The 11,963-nt window shown below is 66.2% G+C and carries 10 protein-coding genes; 8 read left to right on the top strand and 2 right to left on the bottom strand.

The window, feature by feature from the left end:
• Nucleotides 1-27 precede the first annotated feature (27 nt).
• Nucleotides 28-681, top strand: a complete 654-nt coding sequence (locus BPRO_RS05930) for a BON domain-containing protein (RefSeq protein ID WP_011482152.1) — start codon at nt 28-30, stop codon at nt 679-681.
• A gap of 381 nt (nt 682-1,062) precedes the next feature.
• Nucleotides 1,063-1,494, top strand: a complete 432-nt coding sequence (locus BPRO_RS05925) for an Hsp20/alpha crystallin family protein (RefSeq protein ID WP_011482151.1) — start codon at nt 1,063-1,065, stop codon at nt 1,492-1,494.
• A gap of 242 nt (nt 1,495-1,736) precedes the next feature.
• Here the strand turns inward: BPRO_RS05925 and phbB are convergent, their stop codons facing one another.
• Together phbB and BPRO_RS05915 are read right to left on the bottom strand one after the other, a co-directional pair.
• Complete coding sequence (gene phbB, locus BPRO_RS05920; protein ID WP_011482150.1) at nt 1,737-2,486, bottom strand: acetoacetyl-CoA reductase; 750 nt, start codon at nt 2,484-2,486, stop codon at nt 1,737-1,739.
• Nucleotides 2,487-2,729: 243 nt separating this feature from the next.
• A complete protein-coding gene (locus BPRO_RS05915) occupies nt 2,730-3,185 on the bottom strand; it encodes a universal stress protein (RefSeq protein ID WP_011482149.1) in 456 nt (151 codons plus the stop codon).
• 421 nt (nt 3,186-3,606) lie between these two features.
• Here BPRO_RS05915 and BPRO_RS05910 point away from each other — a divergent pair, with 421 nt between their 5' ends.
• The 6 genes from BPRO_RS05910 (at nt 3,607) to BPRO_RS05885 (ending at nt 11,845) form a co-directional block, all read left to right on the top strand.
• A complete protein-coding gene (locus BPRO_RS05910) occupies nt 3,607-4,254 on the top strand; it encodes a DUF6629 family protein (protein ID WP_011482148.1) in 648 nt (215 codons plus the stop codon).
• On the top strand, nt 4,251-5,756 hold the full coding sequence (locus BPRO_RS05905; protein WP_232291499.1) for an AAA family ATPase: 1,506 nt from the start codon (nt 4,251-4,253) through the stop codon (nt 5,754-5,756). Before BPRO_RS05910 ends, BPRO_RS05905 begins: the two co-directional genes overlap by 4 nt.
• A 120-nt stretch (nt 5,757-5,876) precedes the next feature.
• On the top strand, nt 5,877-7,412 hold the full coding sequence (locus BPRO_RS05900) for a thymidine phosphorylase family protein (RefSeq protein WP_011482146.1): 1,536 nt from the start codon (nt 5,877-5,879) through the stop codon (nt 7,410-7,412).
• The gene (locus tag BPRO_RS05895) at nt 7,412-8,317 is read left to right on the top strand and encodes a ribose-phosphate pyrophosphokinase (protein ID WP_011482145.1); all 906 of its coding nucleotides are present in this window, start codon (nt 7,412-7,414) and stop codon (nt 8,315-8,317) included. The genes BPRO_RS05900 and BPRO_RS05895 overlap by 1 nt, the downstream gene beginning before the upstream one ends.
• Nucleotides 8,314-8,907 (top strand): NAD(P)H-dependent oxidoreductase, encoded by a 594-nt coding sequence (locus BPRO_RS05890; RefSeq protein WP_011482144.1) that lies wholly within the window; start codon nt 8,314-8,316, stop codon nt 8,905-8,907. Before BPRO_RS05895 ends, BPRO_RS05890 begins: the two co-directional genes overlap by 4 nt.
• Nucleotides 8,908-8,983: 76 nt before the next feature.
• Nucleotides 8,984-11,845: a cation-translocating P-type ATPase gene (locus BPRO_RS05885; RefSeq protein WP_049764072.1), complete on the top strand. Its 2,862-nt coding sequence runs from the start codon at nt 8,984-8,986 to the stop codon at nt 11,843-11,845.
• Nucleotides 11,846-11,963: the final 118 nt, after the last annotated feature.

The following is an 11,963-nucleotide window of genomic DNA, read 5'->3' as shown; positions in this document are numbered from 1 at the left end:
ATTGACCACGATTCAAGGAGTACGAACATGAAAACAGATGCACAGCTCAAGGCCGACGTCACGGCGGAACTCGCCTGGGACGCGGCCATCAACCCCATAGGCATCGGGGTCATTGCCAGGGATGGCGTGGTGACACTCACGGGCCACCTCGACACCTTTGCTGAAAAGCGTGCCGTGGAGCGCGCGGTGCGCCGCGTCTCGGGAGTCCGCGGCATTGCCCTCGAGCTGGACGTCAAACTGTCTGCCGAGCATCAGCGAAGCGACTCCGAAATCGCGCAGGCCGCGTCGTCAGCACTGCGCTGGAGTTCGCTGGTTCCCGACGAGCGGGTGAAGGTCGAGGTCGAAGACGGCTGGGTGACCCTGACCGGCGAGGTTGACTGGGGCTACCAGCTCGCCAGCGCCGAGCAGTGCATCCGTCCGCTGGTCGGTGTACGTGGTCTGACCAGCCATATTCATATCAAGCCCCGTGCAAGTCCCAGGGACATCGGCGCGGGGATCACCGCGGCGCTCACACGGCAGGCAACGCGCGAGGCCCGGCACCTCGACATCGAGGTCGAAGGCGGCGTCGTCACGATCAAGGGCAAGGTGCACTCGCTGGCGGAGCATGACGCCGCCATAGGTGCCGCCTTCGCCGCCCGTGGCGTTTCGCGCGTGATCGACAAGCTGGAGGTCGGTGCCTAGTACTTCGACACAGAGGTATCGGAACGCAATGAAAGCGATGGATTCGGGCCCAGGCCTAGGCGCAAATCGCAGACATAGCCGTGCTATGGCGAGGATTTGCAACGACGGCATGGGTTCGAAGGCACGCTTTCATGTTTCGATATTTCTGGGTCGGAGTACTAGCCCCAATACGGTTCAGTTAAGCCCTTGCCCCTGGTTTGTCATCCCGTACTTGATCCGGGATCCATGGATTGCGGGTCAGGCCCGCAATGACAAGTCAAGGTTTTGATCATTCCGATTCAGGGTGAATAACTTGACTGAACCGTATTGGGCCTGGCCCGTCTCCGTGTCTCAGGAAAAATTTTCAGTCGCGTTTTTTCAACCACAACCAAGAGGACCATCATGACAACTCATCTGCGTGTATTCGAACCCGGCATCAGCGACACCTTCGAGTCGGCCTTGCGCCGCTTCTTCTCGCCGGTCCCGCTGGACATCAACCCCCAGGCCATCCAGATGCGCCTGGACGTCTCGGAGAAAAAAGACGCCTACGTGGTCAAGGCAGACTTGCCCGGCGTCAAGAAAGAAGATATCAATGTGCGCATCGACGGCAACATCGTGCAGATCGACGCCGAGGTCAAGCAGGAAAAGGAAACCAGGGGCAGCGATGACAAGGTGCTGCGCAGCGAGCGCTACTACGGCAGCGTGTCGCGCACCTTCAGCCTGTCTCAGGACGTGGACGATGCCAAGGCCGTGGCAAAGTATGCCGACGGCGTACTGACGCTGGAACTACCAAAAAAAACCACTGCGGCGTCCAAGAAACTGACCGTGCAGTAAGGGCTGCCCCCTGCCGACGCTGTGGGCCCTGTCCACAGCAGCAGACCATCCGTGACGGATGGTCTGCTGCACGTGGGGAAAAACCGTGCGATGGCCTCGTGCAACACTGCACTAGCCGGCGCCCGCGACAGAACGGGTGCGTATTTGGCGCATTTGAAAACCCGCAGGGGAAACCGCTTTGCCCGCACCCCGCGACGGCGGTGCAGCATCGCGTACAACCTCATCAGGGAAGATCGGCACAGTCAGTACATGTGCTGGCCACCGTTGATCGACAAATTGGCGCCCGTGGTGAAGGCCGCGCGCTGCGACACCAGATACGCCACCAGTTCCGCGACCTCGACCGGGTCACCAAGCCGTCCGGCGGGAATCTCCGGCAATATTTTCTCCTGCAGCACCTGCGGCGGCACCTTCTCGACCATGCGGGTTTTCAGGTAGCCCGGCGAGACGGTATTGACGGTGATGTTTTTGCTGGCAAACTCCAGGGCCAGCGACTTCGTGAACCCATGGATTCCGGCTTTGGACGCCGCATAGTTGGCTTGACCAAAAGCGCCGCGTTGGCCATTGACAGACGAGATATTCACAATACGGCCCCATCCGAGCAGGAGCATGTCTTCAATGACCTGCTTGGTCATGTTGAACATCGAGTCGAGGTTGGTACGCAGCACCGTGTCCCACGCTTCCTCAGACATCTTGCGAAAGCTCGCGTCGCGGGTGATGCCGGCGTTGTTGACCAGCACCGACACGGGACCATGCTGTTGGCGTATGGCCTCCACCGCGGCGGCACAGGAGGCGAAGCGCGTGACGTCGACCGCGGCGGTTGCAAAATGGTAGCCCAGCGCCTGTTGCGCAACCAGCCAGTCGTCCACCTGCTTGTTCCCCGCCGAGTGCAGCGCCACGACGGTGAAGCCATCGTCGGCCAGGCGCCTGCAGATCGCCTCACCGAGACCGCCGGTTCCGCCGGTCACCACGGCGATGCGTCGCGTTGTTTCCATATGCCACTCCTTCGCATGACGATATTAGCGTAGCGGCGTCAAGCCAATACCCGTTGACCCGTTGAGCCAGATCAAGCACCAACCCGGGGCGAGGCGACCAGACGATCCCCGCACAGGCCCATTACTCCGGCTGGCGAAGGCTGCGTGCAGAGGCCGCGCCGCAATAGCGGCCGCAAATTGTCAGTATCCAGGGAGCACTGTAGCGCGTATGTGTGACCGGTATGTAACCTGTGAGACGCCGGCTCACGACTTCGGCTCGTCCAGCCGCACCAGCAACACGGGCACCGTGCTGCTGCGCACCACCCGTTCGGCCTCGCTGCCCAGGGTCAGGCGGCTGAAGCCGCGACGGCCATGGGTGCCCATCACGATCAGGCCGCAACCGGCCTTTTTGGTTTCATCGATGATCACATCGGCAATGCGCCCCTGCGTCACCTCGCGCAGCAGGGTGTCGGCCTGCACACCGGCATCGGCGGCAGCACGCTTGGCTTTGGCGAGCACGTCTTCTCCGTACCGGCGAAGGTCGTTCAGCATTTCCTGGGAGCTGGTCACGGACGACATCTCCACAAGCATCGGAAAATTGTCCGCCACGTGCAGCAGGGACAGCCGTGCTTTTTGCTCGGCGGCCAGGCCGATGGCTTCGCGCAGGCCGCGCTCAGCCGTAGCACTGCCATCGAGGGGAACGAGGATTCGGTGGTACATAGTGGGTTCCTTACAGGCCGGTCCAGGAGAGTGCCCGCCGCCGGCCATCCGGGCGGACGGGTGAATTCTGTATCCCGGAAGGACGCGTGCACTTGAGATATCTCAAGCCCGCGTCAGGTCACGCAGTCATGTGTCCTCTTGCCCGCGCATGCACTCCCCCGGCGGCGTCGCCCACTTCGCAGCCTGGCGAAAAGGGTGTACAAGTGTGTACGGCTTGCCAGTTGACCTGCATCAATGGAAGGGACCGGCAGACTCCTATGCTGTTGTATGCGACGAACGCCCATCACCACCCGAAGGGAGCAACATGACAATGCGCAATGCCCTTCCCTTCATTCCGGACAGTGCCGCAGTCCATGCCAGGACGCTGCGTGACAGGGCATGCCCACGCCAGCGCACCGGCCTTGCAGCAGGAGCAGGCTGAATGTGCTTTTCCGCCACAGCCAGCTTCGCAGTGGGCACCTACCTTCTCGGGGTCGGCACGCTGACCCTGAAGCAGCCGCGCCATCCGCGCGAACTGGCCTTCGCCGCCATCCCGCTGCTGTTCGCCGTCCAGCAGTTGAGCGAGGGCATCCTCTGGCTGACCTTCGAGCCCGCCATACCCTGGCTCAATGAGGCCATGACACAGGTGTATTCCTTCATGTCCCATGTGTTGTGGCCCATCTATGTCCCGGTCGCCGTGCTGTTGATCGAACCCCCCGGGCCGCGCCGGCGGGCGCTGCTCGCGCTGGTGGGCATAGGGGTCGCGGTGGGCGCCTTCCTGCTGTACCACCTGGTCGACTACCCGGTGAGCTCGCGGCTGACGGGGCAACACATCCAGTACGTCTCGCCGCCGCACTTTCTGGCTACCGCATCAACGCTGTACCTGGTGTCCACCACGCTCAGCCTGATGCTGTCCACGCATCCGAAAGCGAAGGTCTTCGGCGCCCTGTCACTGCTGTCCTTTGCTGTCGCCTATGGCTTCTACACCACCTGGTTCATTTCGGTCTGGTGCTTCTTTGCCGCCTTGTTGAGCACCGCGGTGTATTTGCATTTTCTTCCCCGTCGCACGCTGCGAGAGAGCTTCCCGTGAACGCCGCGCCCGGTCTGGAAGCTGACGGCACCCCGCCTGAGGGCGGCAGGCCCATGGGAGAAGCTGCCGCGCTGGTCAACAGCCTGTCCAGGGCATTGCAGGCGGAGCTGATCGAAACCCACATCTCATGGGTGCTGCTGGCCGGCGACACCGCCTACAAGATCAAGAAACCGGTGCGGCTGGCCTTTGTGGATTACGGCGACCTGGCGGCGCGGCGTCATTTCTGTGAAGAGGAAGTGCGGCTGAACCAGCGGCTGGCGCCGTCGCTGTACCTGGGGGTCACGCGTATCACCGGCGCGCCCGGGGCGCCCGTCCTGGACGGCTCCGGGCCCGTGCTGGAGTACGCGGTGCGCATGCGGCGCTTCGCGCCGGGTGCACTGTTCAGCGAGCAGCTCGCCTCGGACACGCTGCGTGCCGACGACATCGATCGGCTGGCCACCCTGCTCGCCGGGTTTCATGCGGGTGCGCCGCGGGTTGACGCAACGAGCGATTTCGCCAGCCCCGAACGGCGGCGCGCCAGCGCGCTGGCGGCACTCGAAGGCGTGCGGCCGCTGGCGAGCGAGGACGTGTTCGCCGCGCTCCGGGCCTGGCTCGAAGCCGGAGCTGACGCGCTGACAGCCTTGTGGACCTCCCGCAAGGCGGAGGGCCGCGTACGCGAATGCCATGGCGACCTGCATCTGGCCAATGTGGTCACGCACGATGGCGGCGTGGTGGCCTTTGACTGCATCGAGTTTGACCCGGCACTGCGCTGGGTTGATGTGCTCGACGACGTAACCTTCGCCGTGATGGACCTCGACGCCCGCGGCCGCCGCGACCTCGCCTTTCGCCTGCTTAACGGCTGGCTCGACCGCACCGGCGACCATGGCGGCCTGCCCGCGCTGCGGTTTTCGCTCGTCTATCGCGCGCTGGTGCGGGCGCAGGTGGAACACCTGCGCCGGGCCAACAGCACCGAGGCGCAACGCTACCTGCAGGCGGCCGTTGGCTGGACACGGCCGGGTGACGTGCGGCTATTCATCACCCATGGCCTGCCGGGTTCCGGGAAAACCTTCGCATCACAGCAGTTGCTGGAGCAGCAGGGAGCGATCCGGCTGCGCTCGGACGTAGAGCGCAAGCGCCTGTTCGGGCTCGGCATGCTCGATGATTCGCGCGCGCAGGGACTGAACCTGTACGACGCCGACGCCACCGCGCGCACTTACAAACATCTGTTCGAGACGGCGCGCACCGCGCTGCAGGCAGGCTACCCAGTGATCCTCGATGCGGCGTTCCTGCGCCGTGCGGAACGGGCCCAGGCCCTGGCGCTGGCGCGTTCGCTCAGCGTGCCCTTCGCCATCATCGATTGCAAGGCGGCGCTGCCGGTGCTGCGCGCGCGCCTGCTGGGCCGCCGGGGGGACCCGTCCGAGGCAGACACCGCCGTGCTGGAGCGCCTGCGCGCGGTTGCCGAACCGCTCGCCAGCGACGAGCTTGCCTTTGTCCAGGCCATGCCCGGGGACGGGGTCCCGTGATCATTTTGCTGCCCTGCTCCGTCTCGTCCCGCCCGGCCACCGGAACCGGCGCCCCGCGTTGAGCTTTGTCAAGGCCGCGCGCACCTGCCTTGCCTACAGTAACCGGAACAGGCCCCCATCATGCAAACCCCGCCGACTCCGCTTTCTTCACTCACTCCGCACAAGCTGCGCCTGCGGCGGCTGGGCATAGACACCTACCAGGAGCCGGTGCTCTACATGCATCGCGACTGCCGCGTCTGCCACTCGGAAGGCTTCGAGGCGCAATCCCGGGTGGAGCTCGCGCTGGGCGACCGCACCATTGTCGCCACGCTGAATGTGGTGTCTGGTGACTTTCTGGCCCCCGACGAGGCCGGCCTGTCCGAGGCGGCGTGGCGTCTGCTCGGGGCGCAAGAAGGTGACATGGTCTCGCCGCGCCACCCCGCACCGATCGAATCACTGGGTCATGTGCGTGCCAAAGTCTATGGACGGCACCTCACCCAGGCCGCCATCACGGCCGTGATTGAAGACGTGACCGCGGGTCGCTACTCGGACCTGCAGCTGGCGGCCTTTGTCACAGCCTGTGCCGGCGACCGGCTGGACCAGGAAGAGACCGTCTCGCTCACCCGCGCGATGGTCGCCGCCGGCGAGCGGATTGACTGGGGTGAGGGCCTGGTCATGGACAAACACTGCGTGGGCGGGCTGCCGGGCAACCGAACGACCATGGTGATCGTGCCCATCGTGGCGGCCTGCGGACTGCGCATGCCCAAAACCTCGTCGCGCGCCATCACCTCCCCCGCCGGTACGGCCGACACCATGGAGACACTGGCGCCGGTGGACCTGGATGTGGCGCAGATCCGCCGGGTGGTGGAACGCACCGGCGGCTGCGTGGTGTGGGGCGGCGCGGTACGCCTGAGCCCGGCGGACGACATCCTGATCCGGGTGGAACGCCCGCTGGACCTGGACAGCCAGGGCCAGCTGGTGGCGTCGATTTTGTCCAAGAAGGTGGCGGCGGGTTCCACCCACGTGCTGATCGACATGCCCGTGGGGCCCACCGCCAAGGTTCGCAGCGCCGAGGCGGCGGATTTGCTGGGCCGGCTGCTCGGCCAGGTGGGGCAGACCCTCGGACTGCGGATGCGCGTGGTGCAGACTGACGGCCTGGCCCCGGTGGGCCGCGGCATAGGCCCCGCGCTGGAGGCGCGCGACGTGCTGGCCGTGTTACGCAACCTGGCCACCGCGCCGGCCGACCTGGCCCAGCGCTCGCTGCTGTTGGCCGGTGAAGTGCTCGAGTTCGGTGGTGCCGCGCCGGCCGGTGGCGGGCTGGCGCTGGCCAGCGCCGTGCTGGCCGACGGGCGTGCCTGGCGCAAGTTCCAGGACATCTGTGCGGCTCAGGGTGGCCTGCGCGAGCCGCCCGTAGCCGCGCACCAGCAGGCGGTGCATGCCCTGCGCAGCGGCAGCGTTCTCGCCATCGACAACCGGCGCCTGGCCCGCATTGCCAAACTGGCCGGTGCCCCCGGGGCGGCTTGCGCGGGCATCGACCTGCATGTTCGGCCGGGTGAGTTCGTCGAGCGCGGCCAGCCGCTGTTCACGCTGCACGCAGCCACGCCGGGTGAGCTGGCCTATGCATTGGAATACGCGGCCTCGCAGGCTGAGACCGTGCATGTGCTGGAGGATGCCTGATGCTGATCGTTGCCCTTCCAGGTGAGGCCCGGCTCGCGGGCAGGCTGGCGCGCCTGCTGCGCTGCGGCTGGAGCGAGCTGCGGCTGCACCGTTTTCCCGACGGGGAAACCCTGGTGCGCATTGACGCGCCGGTGATGGGCCGCTGCGTCGTGCTGGCCGGCAGCCTGAACCAGCCCGACGGCAAGACCCTGCCCCTGCTGTTTGCCGCCGACGCGGCACGCGAGCTGGGCGCCTCGCGGGTCGGCCTGGTGGCGCCCTACCTGGCCTACATGCGGCAGGACCACCGCTTTAACGCTGGCGAGGCGGTCACTTCGCGCAGCTATGCACGGCTGCTCTCGGCATCACTTGACTTCCTCGTCACGGTCGACCCGCACCTGCATCGCTGGCGCAATCTGGGCGATATCTATCCGATCCGCACGCAGGCGGTCGCGGCAGCCCCCATGATCGCGCGCTGGCTGCGCAGCCATGTCGACCATCCGCTGGTGATCGGACCTGACCAGGAAAGCGGGCAATGGGTTGCCGAGGTGGCCCGGCTGACGGATGCCCCCTGGACGGTGCTGGGCAAGACCCGCCTGGGCGACCGCGATGTGCAGGTCACGCTGGCCGATGGCGGCCCCTGGCCCGGCAAGACGCCGGTGCTGCTGGACGACATCATCTCCACCGGCCAGACCCTGGTCGCCGCTGCCACGGCGCTGACGCAGGCCGGCATGGCCGCACCCCTGTGCATTGGCGTGCATGCCCTGTTTGACAGCGGCGCACTGCAACGGCTGCAGGACGCGGGCGTGACACGCGTGGTGACCTGCGATACGATTTCCCACACCTCCAATGCCATCCGCCTGGCGCCGCTGCTGGCCAGGGCCGTGCTCGCCGTCTCACACCACAGTACACAGGGCAAGCCACCATGACGTCCAAACAGGTCCTGCTGATCCAGGGTCACCCCGACACGTCCGCTCACCACCTGTGCCATGCCCTGGCCGCGGCCTACGCCAGCGGCGCGCAAGAGGGCGGCCATGTGGTGCGCTCGCTCATCGTGGCAGAGCTCGACTTTGCGCTGCTGCGCAGCCAGAAAGCCTGGGAGGACAGCGAGTTGCCCGCCGGCCTGCAGCAGGCGCAGGACGACATTCGCTGGGCCCAGCACATCGTGCTGTTCTTCCCGCTGTGGCTGGGCGACATGCCCGCGCTCCTGAAGGGCTTTCTGGAACAGGTAGCCCGGCCCGGTTTTGCCTTTGAACGCGAGGGCGGCAGCACCGCCTTCACGAAAAAGGGGCTGACGGGCCGCTCGGCCCGCGTCGTGGTCACGATGGGCATGCCCGCCCTGCTCTACCGCTGGTACTTCCGCGCACACAGCGTCAAGTCACTGGAACGCAACATTCTGGGTTTTGCCGGCATCGCGCCCGTGCATGAGACGCTGATCGGGATGGTGGGAAATTTCAAGGCAGGCGACGCGGAGCGGTGGCTGGGCAAGCTGCGGCGACTGGGACTGAAAGCGCAGTGATGCATGTCACCGCCGCTCGCCGATGGACCAAAGTCGTGCCATGCCCGTAACACGCACCGGGAGCTCACATCGGGTGATGATGCAAACCGGCAAATTCAAGGACCCGTCCGTCCGGGACGCTGACGAAGTAGCCAGGGCTTTCGGGGCAGACCTCGACAGCGGGCTGACGTCGCAGGAAGCCGCGCGCCGGCTCTCGGAAAGCGGCCCCAACGAGTTGCGCGCAACCCCGCGCGCACCCGCCTGGCGCCGCATCCTGGCGCACTTCCAGGATCCGCTGATCTACCTGTTGCTGGCCGCCATTGCCATCTCGCTCATCGCCTGGGCGATCGACGGCTGGGTCGGCTGGCCCGTCGACGCGATCGTGATCGCGGCCATCGTCGTCCTCAACGGAGTCCTGGGTTACGCGCAGGAAGCGAAAGCCCAGGATGCCGTGGCTGCGCTGGCCCGGATGACCGCGGTGACCTCGGCGGTCGTGCGTGACGGGCAGGTGCTGCGGGTGCCGAGTGCCGATCTGGTGCCCGGGGACTTGCTGGTGCTCGGCGAAGGTGACGCCGTCGGAGCGGACGGGCGCCTGGTGCTGGCCACCTCGCTGCGTGTACAGGAAGCCTCGCTGACGGGCGAGAGCGAGGCGGTGCTCAAGGATGCGGCCACCTTGCGCGAACCGGCCACCCTCGGCGACCGGTTCAACATGGTCTTCAAGGGCACCGCCATCGCGCAGGGCAGCGGCCGGGCCGTGGTGACGGCGACCGGCATGGACACGCAGGTGGGCGCCATCGCCGAAATGCTCAAGGCGACCGCCCAGGAAAGCACGCCGCTGCAGAAGGAAGTCGCCCGCATCGGGCGCATGCTGGGCATCGCGGTGATCATCATTGCCCTGGTGGTGGTCGCAACCGTTTTGCTGCTGTCGGAGATCCACAGTGCGGCCGATGTCATTGACGTGTTGCTGCTGGGTGTCGCCCTGGCCGTGGCGGCCGTGCCCGAAGGGCTGCCGGCGATCCTGTCGGTGGTGCTCGCCCTGGGGGTGCAGCGGATGGCCAGGCACAACGCGATCATCAAGAACCTTTCGTCGGTGGAGACGCTGGGCTGCGCCTCGGTCATCTGCTCGGACAAGACCGGCACGCTGACCCGCTCGGAGATGACCATTGAACGGGTCATGACCGCTTCCGGCGAAACCCGTATCACCGGGGTGGGATACGCTCCCCACGGCCAGGTGGAGCACGAGGGCGCCAGGCTCGGTGCCGGTGCACTGCATGCCGAGCACGTGGTGGTGCTCAGCGGGGGCAGTCTGGCCGGCAACGCAGACCTGCGCCAAAGCGAGGACGGTGCCTGGGAGATCCACGGCGACCCCACCGAAGCGGCCTTTCTGGTGGCCGAACGCAAGCTGGGCCACGCCGAAATGCGCGAGCGGCGCGAGCGGCGTTTCGAGCGCATTGGTGACATCCCGTTCACGTCCGAGCGCAAGATGATGTCGACGATAGCGCTCGACCACGAACACGGCGACGCGGTCGTCGTGGTCACCAAGGGCGCACCGGACGTCCTGCTGGGGAGGTGCAGCCGGGCACGGGTGGGGATGGAGTCGGTCGAACTCGACGAAGCGCTGCGGGCGAAGATTCTGGCCGACGTTGACACGCTGTCCGATGCCGCGCTGCGCACCCTGGCCGTGGCCTACCGCCCCCTCGGCCCGAACGAGAACCCGCAGGCCACGGACACCCTGGAGCGCGACCTCATCTTCGTCGGCACCGTGGGCATGATAGACCCGCCGCGCGAAGAGGCGGCGCAGGCCATTGCCGAAGCGCGGCGCGCCGGCATCCGGATCATCATGATCACCGGCGACCACCCGCGCACCGCGGCCCGCATTGCCGCAGACCTGGGCATCGTCGATGCCGACGCCGCGGCGCTGACAGGCGCCGAGCTCGATGCGCTCGACGATGCGGGGTTTGCGGAGGCGGTGCGCAAGACGTCCGTCTACGCCCGGGTGGCGCCAGCGCACAAGCTGCGCATCGTCGACGCGCTGCAGGCCCGTGGAGACATCGTCGCGATGACCGGTGACGGCGTCAACGACGCGCCGGCGCTCAAATCGGCGGACATCGGCATCGCGATGGGCATGACCGGAACCGAAGTGACGAAGGAGGCGGCCAAGATGATCCTTGCCGATGACAACTTCGCGACCATCATTGAGGCGGTGCGGGAAGGTCGCGGCATCTTCGACAACATCCGCAAGTTCCTGCGTTACCTGTTGTCCTCGAACATGGGCGAGGTGCTGACGGTGTTCCTCGGTGTGGTCGGAGCCGGCGTGATCGGACTGACGGGCACGCAGACCGCCGGCGGCGGCGCAGTGGTGCTGCCGCTGCTGGCCACGCAGATCCTGTGGCTCAACCTGATCACCGACTCCTGGCCTGCGCTGGCGATGGGCGTGGACCCGCCAACCGACGACGTCATGGCCCGCAAGCCGCGCCACCCGGGTGAGCGAATCATCGACGCCCGCATGTGGGCCGGGGTGCTCCAGATCGGTGTGGTGGTGGCCATGGTGACCCTGCTGACGATGGACGTGTACCTGCCGGGCGGGCTGATCGAAGGCACGCAGGATCTCGCCACCGCACGCACCGCGGGCTTCACGGTGCTGGTCTTCGCCCACCTGTTCAACTGCTTCAACGCCCGCTCCGAGACCACGAGCGCGTTCACACACCTGTTCGTCAACCCCTGGCTGTGGGGCGCGGTTGCCCTGTCGGCGCTGCTGCAGGCGGCGGTCGTCAACCTCGATTTCCTCAATCTCGCCTTCGGCACCGTGCCGCTGACGCTCCATCAGTGGCTGGTCTGCGCCGCGATGGGCAGCGTGGTGCTGTGGTTCAGCGAACTGCGCAAGCTGGTGGGTCGTGTCTTGAAAAAATACCTTCTTCCCCAAGGAAAATCAATGTTGACCTCGAAGGAAGTCGTGTAGCTTCACCACACAAAAAGTGGATCCTCAAATGATCCCGGCGTCCACCCAGCCTGCCAGCGAATCGGCTCTTGCCGGTCCCCACCGGGAGATTGTCAAGCGCGCCGGCCTGTTTGCCGCG

It is taken from the genome of Polaromonas sp. JS666, from assembly GCF_000013865.1.
Classification (GTDB): domain Bacteria; phylum Pseudomonadota; class Gammaproteobacteria; order Burkholderiales; family Burkholderiaceae_C; genus Polaromonas.
This window is presented reverse-complemented; position numbering and strand designations above follow the sequence as displayed.